Genomic DNA, 17,912 nt, shown 5'->3' on the forward strand with positions numbered 1-17,912 from the left:
GGATACCTCTTTTTTTTAAAGGAGGCAGTTATGGCAGATTACATTTTAGAAATGGAGAATATTACCAAAGACTTCTCTGGTGTTAAGGCACTTAATGATGTCAATCTTAAAGTTAAACGTGGTGAGATTCACAGTATCTGTGGTGAAAACGGAGCTGGAAAATCGACACTAATGAAAGTTTTAAGTGGTTTATATCCATTTGGTCAATATGATGGCAAAATTATTTACAACAATGAAGAAATGAAATTTAAGAATATGAATGATAGCGAGGCAGAAGGTATCGTAATTATTCACCAAGAATTAGCACTAAGCCCTTATTTATCAATCAAAGAAAATATTTTTTTAGGAAATGAACAAGCAACACGAGGTATTATTGATTGGAATGCAACAGACTTAAAGGCAATGAACTTGTTGAAAACAGTCGGTTTAAACTTAGATCCTAATACCATTATCTCTGAGATCAGTGTGGGTCAACAGCAATTAGTTGAAATTGCTAAAGCTTTCTCTAAAACAGTTAAGCTTTTGATCCTGGATGAACCAACCGCATCACTTAATGAACAAGAAAGTCAAAACTTGCTAGATTTATTAGAAGAATTCAGACACCAAGGAATTACTTCAATTATCATCTCGCATAAATTAAATGAAGTTACTCAAATTGCGGACTCGATTACTATTCTTCGTGATGGTAAAACGATTCAAACCTTGGACAACGCAGACAAGAAAATTGATGAGAATATTATCGTTAAAGGCATGGTAGGGCGCGAGTTAACGAACCGTTACCCTGAGAGAAATCCTAACATTGGAGAAATCTTATATGAGGTGAAAGACTGGACTGTTCACCACCCTAACGATAAAAATAAAGTGGTTATTGATAAGGTGAATTTCAACATTCGCAAAGGTGAAATTGTTGGGATTGCTGGTTTGATGGGTGCTGGACGAACAGAATTTGCAATGAGTATGTTTGGTAAGAGTTACGGAACAAATATTTCGGGCTCAATGCATATTCACGGTAAAGAAGTAACATCAAACGACGTAAGCGAAGCGATAGAAAATGGTTTAGCTTATGTATCAGAAGACCGTAAAGATCTCGGCTTAGATTTATTAATGTCTATCAAAAATAACATTACTTTATCAAATTTACATGCAGCATCAAACAAAGGTGTGGTTGATTTTGATCAAGAGGTACAGGTAGCAGAAGACTATCGTAAACGAATGAATATTAAGACAAATGATATCGAAAATAAAGTAACAAGCTTAAGTGGTGGGAACCAACAAAAAGTTGTTATTAGTAAATGGTTATATACTGAACCAGAAGTTCTTTTCTTGGATGAACCGACACGTGGTATTGATGTTGGTGCCAAATACGAGATTTATTCTATTATTGAAGAAATGTCTCAAGAAGGAAAAGCCGTTTGTATTATTTCTTCTGAGTTACCAGAAATTCTTGGAATGTGTGATCGAATCTATACAATGAATGAAGGTAAGATGACCGGAGAAATTTTAAGAGCAGATGCTGACCAAGAAGTATTAATGTCTAAGATGACTAGTTTAAGAGGTGTAAATAATGAATGATAAAAACGAACGCAACTTTGGTGAAATTTTAAGAAAAATATTTGAGAAATATAGTATGATCATTATTTTGATCGTTACACTATTGATTTTCCAATTTTTAACAAATGGTATTCTACTGAGACCAGTTAACGTGACTAACTTAGTTCTTCAGAATAGTCATATTCTAGTATTGGCTATTGGGATGTTGATGGTTGTATTATTAGGACATGTCGATTTATCGGTTGGTTCGGTAATGGCCTTTGTAGGAGCAATCTCAGCGATACTGATGATTCAAAAAGAAATGAGTCCTTGGATAGTCATTCCTTTATGTTTAATTATCGGAGGAATCATTGGTGCATGGCAAGGTTTCTGGATTGCCTACGTGAAGATACCGGCCTTCATCGTAACCTTAGCAGGTTTACTACTGTTCCGTGGTCTTACGCAATACACGTTAAAAGGTACATCAATTGCTAACTATCCAGAAGCATTTAATTTCTTAAGTTCAGGCTACTTACCAAATATTGGTGACGGCGAGTTACATACTACTTCATTATTAATTGGTGTAGCTGTCGCAATTTTATTAGTGGCAACAATGTTCTCAAGCAGAAAGAAAAAACAAGCTAACTTATTAAAAGTTGAATCAAATGCTTCATTCTTTACAAAATTAGCGGTCATTGTAGCGACAATTATCGGAATTACTTATGTGTTCTCACAACATAATGGCTTCCCGTTTGTGATGATTTTAATTTTAATCTTAGCATCAGGTTATACATTTGTAACAAACCGTACAGTAGTTGGTCGTCATATTTATGCAACAGGTGGTAACTACAAATCAGCAGAGTTATCTGGTGTTAAAACGAAAAAAGTTACTTTCTGGGTATTCGTAAATATGGGTGTTCTATCTGCATTAGCGGGAATGATCTTAGCAGCTCGTTTAAATGCTGCAACACCTCAAGCGGGTAACGGTATTGAATTAGATGCTTTATCAGCTGTTTACTTTGGTGGAGCTTCAACGTCTGGTGGTATCGGAACAATTGTTGGTGCGATTGTCGGTGGTTTAATCATCGGTGTACTTAACAACGGTATGTCAATCTTGGGTGTTGGTATCGACTTACAACAAGCAATTCGTGGTTTGATTTTACTTTTAGCGGTAGTGATTGATCAGTACAATAAACGAAAAAAAGGATAGTGATAAACGATGAATGAAGCGAAAACAATTTTATTAATTTGTTCAGCGGGAATTTCAACAGGTTTATTAGTTAAGAACATGAAAGATGCAGCAAATCAACAAGGCTTAGATGTACATATCTATTCTGCTCCAGCTATCACAGCAGAAGATATTCTAAAACGAGAAAAGATTGATGCGCTTCTGATTGGTCCACAATCAGAGTATGAAATTCATCGTTTGAAAGACTACTTAAACTACAATTCAGTTGCTTACAAATTAATCGACAAAGAACATTATGAAGTGCTTGATGGAGAAAAAGTTCTCGAACAAGCAATGATTTTACTAGATAAATAGACACACAGAAAACAGTGCCTGAATATGGCACTGTTTTTATTTATAATATAAGGGTTTATAAGTTTTATGCTATTTTACCAAGCTTTGAACTTCGCTCAGCTTATTGTTTTCCAAGGTGGTGGTCCCTTTCAAAGCCTCACTGGCGTTCGTGTTTTTCCAGCTCAATCGGCTAGGCTCTGTTTAATACGCTATGCTCAGAGTTAGAGCAAGCGACTCTATTAGTAGCGATGGATTGCCCTTTGTACCGCTATGTAAAACAAATCGCAGAGCTACGTTAAGTATTCCAACAAAAGTAAAGCGATATAATCATGTCAAAACTGCTAATGGAATTTAAAGTTCTCGGACTCGCCCGAGGCTTTCTCATCCGACATATTGAAGAGTCAAAACAATATTCAGCCAGAGATGGAAACTCGAAAATTAAAATGATCTGCATTTACTTTTCACTGCTCACTAAAAAGACGAGATGCTATAATATAATTAAATATTGACGACACTGGTCATTTTTAAGAAGTATTAGTCTAAAAAAATTACATGCGAAATGGAGCTACTAATGAATATTACCTATCGATACGCACAAGCAACAGATACAGGATTGATTCTGCAACTTATTAAAGAGTTAGCTGAGTATGAGAAGATGCTAAATGAAGTAGTTGCCACTGAAGAAATGTTGAAAGAAAAGCTATTTGAGAAGCAACAGGCGGAAGTTACTTTTCTGATGGAGGACGAGGTGGAAGTTGGCTTTGCGTTATTCTTCCATAATTTTTCAACTTTTTTAAGTAAAGCAGGCTTATACTTGGAAGATTTATACGTTAAACCAGAACGACGTAGTTTGGGTTATGGTAATGAGCTGCTTAAGCAACTCGCATAAATAGCGGTGGAAAGAGATTGTGGTAGGTTTGAATGGTGATGTCTGGACTGGAATAAACCGAGTATCGATTTTTATCGCTCATTAGGTGCAGAAGCAATGGATGAGTGGACCGTATTCCGATTGTCTGGTGAGGCTTTAAAGAATTTAGCGTCTAATGATTAAGCAAATAGTACCACAATAATAACGGAAAGCGAGGGGAGTCAATGAATATTGTTCATAAATTTGAGTACTATCCAGATAGCAAGCAAGAGAAATTACCTAACTTTTCCAAAATATTTCCTTACATCGCCTCGCGCGCAGAGTAGGATCATTATGTAGGAAAGCGTGTCCCTTGGCATTGGCACTTGGCGTACGAACTTTTTTTACATTGAAAGTGGCTCACTAACCGATTAGACTGTTTCAATAAGAAGCAGATCTTATTGAGTAATCCAATTCCCAAAACAGAAATTGACAGATTGGTTAGAAATGCGATTAATTTAAAGCGGCCTTTGTCGATTGCGAGCGATAAGCTGATGGTTGCGAATGGTAAGGATCAGGATTTGGTTGATTACTTTGCCTTCGCCCATCAAGAAGTTATTGTATTCGGGGACTTTGTGCGAGTCGTGGCAGAATCGGATATTTATCAAATTATGATGGGCTTACGTGAGCGTGATTATCCGGTAATGATGGAAGGGATTCAACAAGCGAAGATAACTGCTTGGTGGGACCGAGCGGTCGACATTATTCCTGCCAATGGCGGCAAGGGAAATGGCGTGCATCACATTCTGGAGAAGTATCAATTGGATGCTTCCCAAGCGATGGCTTTTGGTGATGGCAATAACGATATCGAATTGTTACAAGCGGTTGGCTTAGGTGTCGCCATGTTGCCGAGGACGGCGTTTATCATTACTGCAAGGCGATGGGGTTAATTTAATTTGCGAAGCATCGAAGGAGTCTGACTTCTACGGTGCTTTTTTGATACAAGCTTCTAGCCTAAACCTTTGTAAAGTGCTATGCTATTCTAATGAAAACAAGCAGTGAAAGGACTTATTATGACAACCATTATTATTCTCATTATTGCCACTTGGGCCGCGCTCACCATCGGTGGCAGCATCCCGCTCTTAGGTACTTCAATCGCAGCGATTTTGCTCGGCGCCATCATTCGCCACACGCCCTTATATGCGTATTTTGACAGTAAAATCATTAAATTCGTTTCAAAATACTTCCTTAAAACGGGTATCGTTTTACTCGGTTTTACGCTTTCTTTACGTATTCTCGGTCAGGTCGGTTGGGAAGTCTTAATTATTCTAGCTTCAGTAGTCGTGATTTCCTTGCTGACAAGTCTTATTCTAAGCAAACTGCTGAAGGTAGATTTTTCGCTTGGTTTACTGCTTGGAATCGGTACTTCAATTTGTGGAGGATCTGCAATTGCCACTACAGCACCGATTCTTGAAGCTGAAGACGAAGAAATTGCGGTATCCATCACGACCATGTTCATTTATTCAATGGTGGCCTTATTGGTGTTGCCAACTCTGGGTCGTGCTTTGGGCTTCTCGGATCAGTTGTACGGAATTTTAGCTGGGTCAGCTGTGAATGATACGGCTTCAGTTGTGGCTGCAGCTTTCGCTTGGAGTGAGAAGGCAGGTAGCATCGCAACGATTGTTAAATTAGTGCGTACCTTGTTGATTGTACCGATGACTGTCGGTCTGATTTACTTCAAATTTACTAAGCAAAGAAAAGTCACGCAAAGTGTGAACCAACCAGCAGTCAGTTGGCAACAAGTGAAAGCGAATATCCCGCTGTTCGTGGTGTTCTTTGTGTTAGCCGTGACCTTCGCGAGTCTGGTGACTATTCCAACTGAAGTGACGAGTTTAATTAGCCGATCGAGTAAGCTGTTTATGACCATGGCTTTGTTCGTCATTGGCTTAGGCGTCCACATAGATCAAATTAAAAAAGCTGGCCTTAAACCAATTGTGCTGGGAGCTGTTACTTGGACAGCTGTCTTAGTCACAAGTATTGGCTTGTTAAATATCTTATATCGTTAATCATCTAACCTCACCTAGGGAAATTTTGGTGAGGTTTTTTGATAGGTCAAAGGATTGTGAGTTTTATGTTGGTTTACCAAGCTTTGTGCTAGGATTAGCTTATTGTTTATCCAAAGTGGTGGCTGTTTTTAAAGTTTTTAGCAATTTTTGTTGGAAAATCTTATTAAATCTAATTCAATGTTTAAACTCGCGGTTTGAGTTTAAACATTGAGGGCTTCAATCATCAAACTCAGATTCCGAGTTAGCACATTGAACAGGAAACATCACCTATTAGGTGATGTTCAACTCGATATTTTGTCTTTATTCCTAATAAATCAAGAGTTTCTGTTGGAAAATCTTGTTAAATCCAATTCAATGTTTAAACTCGCGGTTTGAGTTTAAACATTGAGGGCTTCAATCATCAAACTCAGATTCCGAGTTAGCACATTGAACAGAAAACATCACCTATTAGGTGATGTTCAACTCGGTATTTTGTCTTTTTTCCTAATAAATCAGGAGTTTCTGTTGGAAAATCTTGTTAAATCCAATTCAATGTTTAAACTCGCGGTTTGAGTTTAAACATTGAGGGCTTCAATCATCAAACTCAGATTCCGAGTTAGCACATTGACGAAAAATATTATCTGTAAAGATAGTCCTAGCAATATGCTATAAATTCAATTGAATAAAAGCAACAAAATCTTGTCCAAGACCATCCTAAAGGGCGACTTCTTTTTGCAAAAGAAGCCATATTAAATAAAAGAAGCCATATTAAATAAAAGAAGCCATATTAAACTCAAGAACCCTAATGTGTTTCAATATAAATAACTCGGGCTATCCGCTAATAAAGCAAGCGAGTATTTGCTTCGTATTTTGGAAGGGTGATGGTGTTGTTTAGTGAGTGAATTTGGTAGAATAGAGTTAACAATGAAAAGGGGTGTGTCGCATGAAAGTGACTTACGTGAAGGCTTTTAACGATAATTATATTTGGGTATGGGAGTCAGCGGGACGCGCGGTGGTTGTTGATCCGGGTGAGGCTGTGAATGTAGTGGCGTACCTAAAGGCTGAGGGATTGGCTTTAGAAGCAATCTTGTTGACGCACAAGCATGACGATCATATCGGTGGTGTTGAGGACATGCTTGCTGAATATCCTGGCACACCGATTTATGGACCATCGGAAGTGGCGTCATTGACGACGACTCAAGTGGCGGACGGTGATACATTTGACTTGTTGGGGCAGACCGTAAAAGTAATGAAGACGGCGGGACATACTGAGGAACACGTTAGTTTCTTGACGTCGGAGTCGTGGTTATTCTGTGGGGATGCACTATTTTCGGCTGGCTGTGGTCGCGTGTTTACCGGTGATTATGCGGCGGCTTATGAAGGGCTGCAGAAATTGCGTACCTTGGATGATGCGGTGACGGTTTTTGCGGGGCATGAATACACGGCGACGAATTTACGTTTTGCTTTATCGCTGGACCGTTTGAGCAACGGCGTGGAAGATCTCTTGCATAAGACGTTAAGAGAAGTTGAAGCCCTAACTGCTAAAGGAGAAGCGAGTTTACCGACGACCATTGACCGAGAGCGCGGGATTAACTTCTTTATGATGGCGGACTCTTTAGACGAATTTATTCAATTGCGCCAAAAACGCGACAACTTCTAATCCAGACAAAATATGACTCAAAAAGCCCATCGCACAAGCGATGGGCTTTAGTATTTTGTTGGGTTAATTTCCTTCTACTTCAAATGTTTTAATAACTTCACCATTCTCGTACTGTAACATTGGCGCTGTGTTAACCGCACTGTGGTATTCATCGTATTCGAAGAAGCCAGTGACACCTTCATAGCTAACGGTTTCCAGAGCTTGACGAATTGCTTCAGGATCATCTGAACCGGCCGCCTCAATGGCAGTGAAAATTAAATGAGCCGCATCATAACTCAAAGCATCGAAGGTATCAGGTGCCTCGCCATAACGGGCCGTAAAGTTTTCAATATAAGTTTGTGCCAGTGGATTTTCGCTACCTGTATGGAACATCGATGTGATATACAGATTACTGATGTTGGCAGCACCAGCGATTTCAATCAATGTATCGCTCGCTAAACCATGACCACTTAAAATCGGTTGTGTAATCCCAAGTTCGCGTGCCTGACGAATAATTGTTCCACCTTCAGTAAAGAAACCAGGCAAGTAGATAACATCAAACTCTTTAGAACTCAACGCAGTCAGGATACCCATGAAATCTTGGTCGCCACTATAATAGTACTGGCGGTCGACAATCGTTCCACCTAACGTTTCGAATTCTTCCATGAAAGGATCCCCTAAGCCAACAGAATAATCATTCGACTGATCGATAATCGCAACCGCTGTTGTCGCGCCCAATTCTTCAGTCGCAAAACGTGCTGCCGCACGGCCTTGGAAAGAATACGTAAAGGCCAATCGGAAAATATTATCCAACACGTTGCCTTGATCATCTAAGGTCAATTCATCTGCCGTTCCTACAGGATATAAAGTCGGTATCAAGCTTTCAATCGCCGTCGGGCGCGAGGCAAAAATCATATCGGATGTTGCCGGTCCAATGATACTTGAGACATTTTCATCACTCAAACGCGTCGCAATCGCAGCTGCTTCGGTTTTATTCGAGGTATTATCGTATTCAATAATTTCAATTTGGCGTCCGCCTAATAATCCACCGGCTTCATTGATTTCATCAGCCGCCATCCGTAAGTTGTCCAGAATCGGAATGCCATATGCAGACCCGTAGCCAGATAATTCCAAGTTAGCACCGATGCGAATCGGTTCATCTGCTTGGGCTACGACGGCCTGACCACCTGTGATGTTTGTAGTAAGGGCAAGGGTTGCTAACAATTGATACGCGAATTTTCTAATCTTCATTTTTATCACTCCAATTTTATAGGTACTATTAAATCCAACAAAAAAAGAGCCTCTTCTATTTTGCGCGTAATAGAAGGGGCTCTTAAAAAAAGAAAAAATCCCATTCTGTGCGCTAACACGAATAGGACTTGGCATATTTTCGATTGTTTCTCGAAAATGCTAAGTCCTGACGACGTCGACGACGACGTTATTAAATGTTGTGTTAGCGAACAGATTCATAGGGGAGATTCTCCTTAAGTTTTATTGTTTCTAATGTAAATCTAATTTAACAGAAAGCTTTTTTGAATGCAAGCCATAAGCTTATATTTTATTCAATTGTTTATAAACTTGATTGGTAAAATTAAATTGAGAGACTATTTAACATGCTGTAGGTGTCGCTCCAATCATTGTTTCCCTGAAAGAGCCCCTTCATAGTCTAACTGGCATCCAGGCGATGTACACTCCATCAGTTCATCTTTAGTCAATGTTCAGGATTTTCTCTTAGAACTACTGGCGTAAATCATCTTTTTAATAAAAAAAGAACAACTGGGGAGTTGACCTTTAATACAAGACGATTGAATGTCCAGGGGGGTCTGTTAGAATCGGCTGGATAGTTGATTATGATTTCTTTTTTGAGTAAGTCCCTCTGCTTCTGTTAAGGCAATTCTCTTGAAAGGGTCGCCAGAATTATGGGTGAGAATACCCCTGGCTCAAATGGTAACAATCATTAACGAAAATATACGCTTCTTTGATAGTGTTGAGACGATCTACTGTTTCGATTTCTTTGAAACGAACCTGTCCTTCCCTTGCCCAACTGATTTTTTTCGAGCCATATTTATTAGAAGTATCTTTACATACATAGGAAGCAGTTGAATCGGATAATTTGTTTGCTTTTAAATAGCTGGAGTCTAGTGCTTCAGCTGGTACTTAGTTGAATTCTTTGCTTTCCAAATGAGGAGCATGATTTTATTGAAAATTTATCGGTATGAATCCATGTGTAAGTGGTATGATAATGGTAATGGAGGTGGGAATAATGATCAAGAATGTTAAAAATCTAAACTTATTGAAAGCAAGTAATCGAAATAAAAGGCTACACGCTATCGCACAAGTGTTGTCCATAATGAGCTTGGCATTAGCATGTGTTTGCCCACTTCAGTCAGTTCACGCACAATCAGAAATAGAGTTCGGAATGGATCAGGCTGATGGGGTGGATATCTGGCTGATTACAGATATCCATTACATGGCACCGAGCTTAACGGATGGTGGTCAGCGCTTTGAGATCTTTCAAAAGCAGGCGGCGGGTATGGATTATGAATATGGACCCAACCGGATGGAAGCTTTGATTAAACAAATTGAGACTGCACAAATGGACGACGAGCAGCCGCAAGCCTTAATCGTGGCCGGTGATTTAACGTCCAATGGTGAATATCAAGCGATGTTGGATTTGGCTGAATATTTTGGCCGGATTGAGGCATTAGGAACGGAAGTGTTGGTGATTCCGGGGAATCATGACATTCATAATGGTTGGGCGGTGCGCTTTGAGGAGAAGAAGACGATTAAGGTGCAGCAGACGAGTCCGGCTGATTTTGCGGAAATTTTCGCAGATTTTGGTTACGGAGAGGCTGTAGCGCGTGACCCGGAAAGTTTGAGTTACTTGGCGCAAGTGACTGATGATTGGCAGTTGTTGATGTTGGATACCAATATTTATTCGGAAACGAAAGGGCAAGGGCAGTCTGAAAGTCAGGGACGTGTTAAGGACGAAACGATTGCTTGGGCAGAAACGGTAGTCAAGCAAGCTCAGGTGTTGCCCATTATGCATCATGGTGCCTTGTCGCATTTCCGTGGTGAGGTTCAAGAGATTCAAAACGACAATGAGCTCGATACTTTTCAACAATTTTTAGTGGCGCATCGTATCCCTTTGACCTTGGCGGGGCACCTCCATACTCAGCATATTACGAGTCTTCAAACGCCTGACTTCACTCTGAAAGAGGTAATCACGACGTCATTTTCAATCTATCCAGGCAAAATCGGTAAGATTCAGCTGTCGACAAATTCCGTGAATTACCAACAAATTGACTTGGACATGCGATTTACTTTCGAAGCGGATGAGTACGACCAATACATGACGCATTTAGCGGACTTGCATGAAAATTCAACTCATTTGATAATTTTTGATACGTTATATAATGATCAAACATTGAAACCTTATACGGAAGAAATTTCAGAAGTCTTCGAAGCGCTCAATTTGAGTTTCTTTAAGGGAAGTGTTTCTGAAGATTGGGCACAGTTAGAGGTCGCGTTGGCTGGAATTGACGACCATATTGCCGACTCGGATTATCGATTTTTCAATGATTATTTAGAGTTAATTTTATCAACCAAGGACTATTCTCAGACACAATTAGGGGTCGACTGGTAACGCTCGAGCGTAGTGGTTAATAGTTTGCCAGTGGGCTGTGGTGTGGTAAGCTTAAGGCGAAGCGCGTCGTTAAGGTCAATGAAAGAAAGAAGGAAAACACATGATTCGTTCTGTCCCTTATCTCAATTTCCAGTATTCCCTTGAGGCACTTGCTTTTTACGAGAAACTTGGCGCGACGATTGCGACAGTCACAAAGATGTCTGACCCGATATTTGCGGATATGCCGGAGGAAGAGCGGTTGAATTCGGAATTCGTGATGAATGCCAGCTTTACAATGTTTGACCGTTTAATTTATTGCTCGGATTCTTGGGGCAACCAACCCGTTGACCATGCAGGTTCAAATTTATGTTTCACCTTCGACCAAAATAATGACGACGATATCGCACAAATTGAATTGTTATTTGCGAAAGCGGAAGAATTAGGATGTGAGATTACGATGCCGCTTGAAGCGGTTGAATGGTCCGAGCGATTCGGGATGTTCCGTGATCCTTTTGGTGTGACTTGGTTATTATCTGGAGAATAACAAAAAGGAGTCAGCTACGTGCTGACTCTTTTTGTGTTATAAGGGGGGATGAAATGGACATTTACAATAAAGCTCAGCTATCTAATTGTTAAAAGCTACTATTGGGTTCTTGTAAAAAGGCGATTTCCTCGATTGTTGAGGGTCGGCCTAAAATTTCATTGCGGTGAGGATAGCGTCCAAAGCGGTCAATAATGACTTTGTGCTTTAGTTCGTAATCATAGGTAAAGTCATCAGTGTAGGCTTTGAATAGGGGTTCTGCAAGTCTTTCGTGGATGCCTGCCGATTCTGAATGTTCGAGTGGCAGGAGAGCAAAGGCTTTTTCTTGTGGGGTCAAATAGCGGAATTCAGGGTGCTTAATAATTTCTTGCGATAGAATCAGTGCCATCGGATCTTGCGCGAATGCGCGTGCATCATCGCGCATTAAGTTGCGGGAAAACTGATCAAGGACAATAATTTCAGCCAGGCGTCCGTAAAGTGTTGAACGCCAAGGGTAAAGTAAGCCTTGACAGCCTGCTTCCCACACTTCATAAAATTGGTCACGGATTGCTTGGTCAAAGGCATTGTTTTTGGCAAACAGTAATTCCTCGTTAGCTGGATCAAACCAGAAATCTAAGACGGGCTTAGGTGAATAAGTTCCCACTGACAATTCCTCCATTCGGTTATTATTTCCTTTAGCTTAGCATGATTAAGCGCTTTATTCAAAGGTTTTGAGGAACTATTTCCCTTATTGTTTGACAAAGAAATACTTTTTATAGCAAGATAGTTTTAAGGTAATATTTTGAACTGTGGTGGTTCGTAGAAAGAAGGTTAAACAATGAAGTTATATATGAAGCAAAAAGTGTTTTCTTTGCGTGGAGACTTCGACATTTATGATGAAAATCAGGTGCCGGTTTATTCGGTGCAAGGAAAATTAATGTCCTTTGGGCGTCAATTACGTTTATATGATAGTGCAACAGGAGAAGAATTGGCCCACATCAAGCAACAAGTTATGACGCTGTTGCCGAAAATGCATGTCTTTTACCAAAATGAAAGAATCGCAACTATTTCCAAAAAACTAACATTCTTCAAGCAGCAATATGAAATCGATACATTAGGTTGGTCGGTCGAAGGTGATTTCTTTGCCCACGACTATACAGTGTTTGACGCGCAAGGCAGAACAGTTGCTGACATCAACAAGAAGTATCTATCATGGTCAGACTCCTTTGAAGTAAATATTGTACAAGATGAGATTGATCCCGCAATGGTAATCGCGATTGTATTAGCCATCGACTGTGCCATGGATGCCTCACAAAATAGTTAAGCGTATAGTGGCGGGTTAGGGGGCGGCTTGAACTTGAGTTTAAGCTTGGACTTTAGTTAGGCTACTAGGCGCTAAAAAGAAACCATCATCAACTAACTTAGGTGCGTGCTTGCTATCATGTGCATTAGCGCTAGGCTGATGATGGTTTTTGTGTGCTGTAAATTAAATGCTAGACTAAGGACCAAGCTCGCTTGAAAGAACTGGAAATAAAGGCAGTGTCGCTTCACAGTGTTCCGCGACGATATGATTTGTCTTGAAGAAATAGGGAAGTTTGGCGAATACAACTGATGAAGGCTTGGTTTGGCTAGGCAGGAGTTGAGGGAGTGGGATGGAGGAGCTAATCTAGTCGAATGTTTGTGAGCATCGGCTAGATTAGACCTTCATACTCAACATCTTGATGCATCCCACTGACGATTCCAATTTTGTCCTCGCCTTAGCCAAACAAATCCTACCCTAATCGAACCTGTTTTGAACATCCTCGTCACCGACTTAAACATCCATCCAGACAAGCGCCTACTTTCTACGATAATGTAATTCAATTAATTCACCCATCTGAGTTGAATCGACAAATTCAAGACGCTTCGCATAGTCCCCAACTTCAAATAAAGGCTTGCCTTGCCCCAACAAGACTGGCGCAATTTGTATCCACCATTCGTCAATCAAATCAGCTTCAAGTATCGGCTTCAATAATTGTCCACCACCAACAATCCAAATATCACCTGCATCATCTTCCGACTGAAGTGCTATCAAATAGGCAATCGGATCAGTATGTACGATCGTCACACGCTCATCATCGTAAACATAATCAGTGTTGCGAGAAAAAACGATAATCGAACGCTCGCCAATCCAATCGTCAAGCGAGATACTGCGCATTGTTTCTTCAAAGGTTACGCGTCCCATGACGAGAGTATCGACTGCTTCAATGAAAGTGTCATAAGTTGTCGCTCCGGCTTCTCCTAAGTAAGTGGCATGAAGCCAATCTAATTCATCATGGCGGCCAGCTAAATATCCATCTAGTGAAATCGCTCCATAGAATAATAGACGTGGCATTACAATCACTACCTTTCTTTTATTAAGTCTTCTTAGTCTCATTGTAATGCTACGCACAAAAAAGAGCCACCAGAAAACTGGCGGCTCTAGATTAAACTGGGCACCAAGGGGTGTGGCCACGTGTTTAACAGTTGTATAAGATTAACGGATTGCTTTGAAAGCAACTGACCCAGTTGATTAATTCGTTCAACATGTCATTAACTCCAGCTTCCATGTGGTCACCAGGTTTGAATGTTGAGAAGTTTTCGAAGTCAGTAAATAGGTTGAAAGCAGGGTTTGTACGCACGCCAGCAACATATTGTTCAGCTAAAACTAAACGAACTTGCTCAGCAGCACGAATTCCGCCACCTGAACCATAAGAAACAATACCTGCAGCTTTGTTGAACCACTCGTCACGAGCGCTATCTAAAGCGTTTTTCAATGCAGCTGACATACCGTGGTTGTATTCTTGAACGATGAAGATGTAACCATCTAATTCATTGATTTTAGCATTCCAAGCTGGATTTGCTTCACCAGTACCTAAGAACGGTAAGTTGTAATCAGCGATGTCAACGATCTCGAATTCATGACCTGCTTGTTTTGAAGCAACCTTTTGGATGTATTCTCCGACCTGTGGACTTACGCGACCTTCACGAGTTGAACCTAAGATAATACCGAATTTCATAATAATAGTCTCCTTTTTTTCTTCTTCTTTTTTGAATAATTTATGGAACAAAGTTGATAACACAAACATTCACCTTTCCGGAATATGACCCAAGATCATATTGTAATAATTCTAGCCGAACGCTTTTTAGTGATCATCTTTTTATTTCGGATTTCAATCTCTCGAAATAGAAATTAATAAACCCCAAATAAAAAGACGTTGTTCAAACGTTCGTTAGAATGATGATAACAAACGTTTTTTTACATGTCAAGCAATTATTTCAAATTAATTTATCTCGAAACAGAATTTAAAAACTGCCAAATAAAAACACGACACTCAAATGTTCGTTGGATTAATAATATCAAACGATTTTTAACTTGTCAACATTTATTTCGAATTATTTTATCTCGAAACGAAAACAATGAAATTTCTTGCTAAAAACAACAATCAAACAGTTGTTAGATTAATAATAGATCAGGTTTGGTTATTTTCAAGTGTTCGTTTGAATGTTTTTTTTAAAAGGGCTACACATAAGTAATAAAAGCTGACAATGGTGGGAAGTATTTTGTAGAGGTGTTGCGTAAGTGGCTGGTATTCGTTAAAATAATAGTATTAAATCGAATAGAGATTAGAGGCTGCTGAAAGATGAAATATATTCTAAAAGAGATTTTTAGTACGATTGTAATATTCTTGGTAATGTTTCTGGTGATTCTAGGGGTGTATAAATATATCGCAGAGCCGTTTATTGTGGATGGGGCATCGATGGAATATACGCTGAGAAGTGGTGAGCGTTTGTGGATGCTGAAATTAAATAACATTGATCGCTTTGATGTGGTGATTTTCCCAGCACCAAGTGACGAAGAAAAATTGTATGTGAAACGTGTAATCGGGGTGCCCGGCGATACGATTGCCTATGAAAATGGCGAGTTAATCTTGAATGGTGAAGCCATGAATGAGCCTTATTTAGCGCAAAAAGAAAGTGAATTTGATGGTAACTTTACTTATGATTTTACTTTAGAGGAGATTACGGGGGAAATAACAGTGCCAGAAGGAAAACTATTTGTGATGGGAGATAATCGTCGCAATTCCTTAGATGGACGTCGCTTTGGTTTTATTGATGCTGACGATGTACTAGGTGAAGCAGACTTCATTCATTGGCCATTGAACGAATTTGGCTTGTTGGATAAATATGAATTATCTGAGGATGGAACGGAGATTGTCGCAAGATAGGAGTATCCTGACTAAAGGCAATTTTGGCGTTGCAAAAGCCAACAGAAGCATCTATAATGAAGGATGAAAAAGCGATAGACTAGTAAATTGTGGATGGTGTTTAGAGAAAGCTGCCTTGGCTGAAAGCAGCTCACCCCCTCAGCAATTGAACCTACTATAGAAGAAAATGGGTTGCCTCCTTATCGGCTAGCGAGCTGGTCAGCATCTAAACCAATAAAGTGTGCTGACAAACAAGGTGGTACCGCGGAGATTTCAACAACTGTTCTTCGTCCTTATTTTAGAGGACGTGGAACAGTTGTTTTTAGTATTTTGGCAGAAGAACAGGGATAAAGGAGAATTATAAATGGCAACAAGAAAAGAAGATTTTTCTAAATGGTATATTCAAACGATTCAACAAGCAGACTTAATGGATTACTCACCAGTGCGTGGGTGTATGATTTTCAAACCAAATGGTTATGAAATTTGGGAGCATATTCAAACGGAATTTAACCGTCGCTTTAAAGAAGAGGGCATCCGTAATGCTTATTTCCCAATGTTAATCCCAGAATCTTTCTTCAACAAAGAAAAAGATCATATTGAAGGCTTCAGTCCTGAATTACCATGGGTAACGGAAGCAGCGGGTGAGCCATTAGAAGAACGTTTAGCGCTACGTCCAACTTCAGAGACAATGATCGGGGACGCTTATTCTAAATGGATCCAATCATACCGTGACTTACCAATGGAAATCAACCAATGGGCGAACGTCTTCCGTTGGGAAAAACGTACCTTGCCATTCTTACGTACATCAGAATTCTTATGGCAAGAAGGACATACGGCCCATGCGACAGCTGAAGAAGCCAACACGCGTACAATGCGTATGTTACAAGTTTACAAGGAAGTTGTTGAAGACTTACTCGCAATGCCGGTCTTCAGTGGTGAGAAAACACCAAGCGAACGTTTCGCGGGTGCAGAACGTACTTACTCAATCGAGTCAATGATGCAAGACGGTAAAGCCGTACAATCAGGTACTTCTCACTACATGGGAACTAAATTTGCGGAAGCCTTTGACATTACATACTTAAACAAAGAAAATAAACATGTTCATGCCTTTACGACTTCATGGGGGGTATCAACACGTCTCATCGGCGCGATGATTATGACTCACGGTGACGACTCAGGTTTAGTATTACCACCAAAAGTTGCGCCACAACAAGTCGTGATTATTCCAGTCGGACCTAAGAAAAAACTGGACGTTGTAATGGAAAAAGTTGACGAATTATACGCTGAATTAAAAGCAGCTGGCATCCGTACAGTAGTGGACGACAGCGACAACTCACCAGGTTACAAATTCAACGAGTGGGAATTACGCGGCGTGCCTGTACGTATCGAAGTCGGCCCACGCGATATCGAAAACAACCAAGTCGTCTTAAAAGCCCGTGATGCAGACGAGAAACAATTCGTTTCACTCGCTGACACACCACTTGTAGACACTGTTCAAGCAGAACTAACAGCTATGCAAACACGCCTATTCAACTCAGCCGTTGACATGAACGCTTCTCACATCTACACAAACATCAACACGCTAGATGAATTAAGCGCCCATATCGAAGCTCAACGCGAAGCTGGCGAAGTACCAGGTTGGGTACTAGCAGGCTGGGACGGCACCGAAGAAAGTGAAGCGAAAATCAAAGAAGCAACAGGCTTCACGACACGTAACATTCCTTTCGCAGGCCAATACGAAGAGAAAACAACCTGTATCGTAACCGGCGCACCAGCTAAACACACAGTCTGGCTAGCCCGCGCTTACTAATCAGCCTAAATAAGCAAGAACCCGCCCCGTCGATTGACGGGGCTTTTCTGTGTGCCAGAATCCGAAAGCAGGTGGTGTCACAATCATTGGCGGATAAGCAGAGGGGAGTAAGGTGCAAGCTAGGCTCTTTGATAAATTTGTCGTGAAA

16 protein-coding genes are annotated in these 17,912 nt (G+C 40.3%); 12 read left to right on the forward strand and 4 right to left on the reverse strand.

The features are described from left to right. The first annotated feature begins 30 nt into the window (after positions 1-30). The 7 genes from mmsA to gloB all read left to right on the forward strand — a co-directional run bounded on the left by mmsA (position 31) and on the right by gloB (position 7,604). Positions 31-1,572, forward strand: a complete 1,542-nt coding sequence (mmsA, locus tag GF867_RS04415; protein ID WP_153831909.1) for a multiple monosaccharide ABC transporter ATP-binding protein — start codon at positions 31-33, stop codon at positions 1,570-1,572. Then, complete coding sequence (gene mmsB / locus GF867_RS04420; protein ID WP_153831910.1) at positions 1,565-2,740, forward strand: multiple monosaccharide ABC transporter permease; 1,176 nt, start codon at positions 1,565-1,567, stop codon at positions 2,738-2,740. Before mmsA ends, mmsB begins: the two co-directional genes overlap by 8 nt. A 9-nt stretch (positions 2,741-2,749) precedes the next feature. Beyond that, on the forward strand, positions 2,750-3,073 hold the full coding sequence (locus GF867_RS04425) for a PTS sugar transporter subunit IIB (protein ID WP_153831911.1): 324 nt from the start codon (positions 2,750-2,752) through the stop codon (positions 3,071-3,073). A 550-nt stretch (positions 3,074-3,623) separates the two neighbouring features. Beyond that, positions 3,624-3,941, forward strand: coding sequence for a GNAT family N-acetyltransferase (locus GF867_RS04430; RefSeq protein ID WP_253940730.1), 318 nt, complete (start codon positions 3,624-3,626; stop codon positions 3,939-3,941). A gap of 413 nt (positions 3,942-4,354) precedes the next feature. Further along, positions 4,355-4,849 (forward strand): HAD family hydrolase, encoded by a 495-nt coding sequence (locus GF867_RS04435; RefSeq protein ID WP_366927752.1) that lies wholly within the window; start codon positions 4,355-4,357, stop codon positions 4,847-4,849. A gap of 123 nt (positions 4,850-4,972) precedes the next feature. Further along, complete coding sequence (locus tag GF867_RS04440; protein WP_153831913.1) at positions 4,973-5,965, forward strand: YeiH family protein; 993 nt, start codon at positions 4,973-4,975, stop codon at positions 5,963-5,965. Between the two features lie 922 nt (positions 5,966-6,887). Continuing rightward, positions 6,888-7,604 (forward strand): hydroxyacylglutathione hydrolase, encoded by a 717-nt coding sequence (gloB, locus tag GF867_RS04445; RefSeq protein WP_153832010.1) that lies wholly within the window; start codon positions 6,888-6,890, stop codon positions 7,602-7,604. Positions 7,605-7,667: 63 nt separating this feature from the next. Here gloB and GF867_RS04450 read toward each other — a convergent pair whose 3' ends face one another. Beyond that, the gene (locus GF867_RS04450; RefSeq protein ID WP_172973956.1) at positions 7,668-8,834 is read right to left on the reverse strand and encodes an ABC transporter substrate-binding protein; all 1,167 of its coding nucleotides are present in this window, start codon (positions 8,832-8,834) and stop codon (positions 7,668-7,670) included. Positions 8,835-9,846: 1,012 nt separating this feature from the next. Between GF867_RS04450 and GF867_RS04455 the strand changes: the two genes are divergently transcribed. Continuing rightward, positions 9,847-11,229 carry a metallophosphoesterase family protein gene (locus GF867_RS04455; protein WP_172973957.1) on the forward strand — a complete coding sequence of 461 codons (1,383 nt, stop codon included), beginning with the start codon at positions 9,847-9,849 and terminating at the stop codon, positions 11,227-11,229. A gap of 100 nt (positions 11,230-11,329) precedes the next feature. After that, positions 11,330-11,752: a VOC family protein gene (locus tag GF867_RS04460; RefSeq protein ID WP_153831916.1), complete on the forward strand. Its 423-nt coding sequence runs from the start codon at positions 11,330-11,332 to the stop codon at positions 11,750-11,752. Between the two features lie 88 nt (positions 11,753-11,840). Here GF867_RS04460 and GF867_RS04465 read toward each other — a convergent pair whose 3' ends face one another. Further along, on the reverse strand, positions 11,841-12,392 hold the full coding sequence (locus GF867_RS04465) for a DUF924 family protein (RefSeq protein ID WP_366927748.1): 552 nt from the start codon (positions 12,390-12,392) through the stop codon (positions 11,841-11,843). A 174-nt stretch (positions 12,393-12,566) separates the two neighbouring features. Here GF867_RS04465 and GF867_RS04470 point away from each other — a divergent pair, with 174 nt between their 5' ends. Continuing rightward, positions 12,567-13,052: an LURP-one-related/scramblase family protein gene (locus GF867_RS04470; RefSeq protein ID WP_153831918.1), complete on the forward strand. Its 486-nt coding sequence runs from the start codon at positions 12,567-12,569 to the stop codon at positions 13,050-13,052. 513 nt (positions 13,053-13,565) lie between these two features. Here GF867_RS04470 and GF867_RS04475 read toward each other — a convergent pair. Further along, on the reverse strand, positions 13,566-14,102 hold the full coding sequence (locus tag GF867_RS04475) for a dihydrofolate reductase family protein (RefSeq protein ID WP_153831919.1): 537 nt from the start codon (positions 14,100-14,102) through the stop codon (positions 13,566-13,568). Positions 14,103-14,226: 124 nt separating this feature from the next. Then, a complete protein-coding gene (locus GF867_RS04480) occupies positions 14,227-14,766 on the reverse strand; it encodes an NADPH-dependent FMN reductase (RefSeq protein WP_153831920.1) in 540 nt (179 codons plus the stop codon). 624 nt (positions 14,767-15,390) lie between these two features. On the opposite strand from GF867_RS04480, the gene lepB reads away from it, so the two are divergent. Beyond that, entirely contained in the window at positions 15,391-15,975 is a 585-nt protein-coding gene (gene lepB / locus GF867_RS04485) for a signal peptidase I (protein ID WP_153831921.1), read from the forward strand. 343 nt (positions 15,976-16,318) lie between these two features. Beyond that, a complete protein-coding gene (gene proS / locus GF867_RS04490) occupies positions 16,319-17,764 on the forward strand; it encodes a proline--tRNA ligase (protein ID WP_153831922.1) in 1,446 nt (481 codons plus the stop codon). Positions 17,765-17,912 lie beyond the last annotated feature (148 nt).

The organism is Fundicoccus ignavus (assembly GCF_009659375.1).
Taxonomy (GTDB): Bacteria; Bacillota; Bacilli; order Lactobacillales; family Aerococcaceae; genus Fundicoccus; species Fundicoccus ignavus.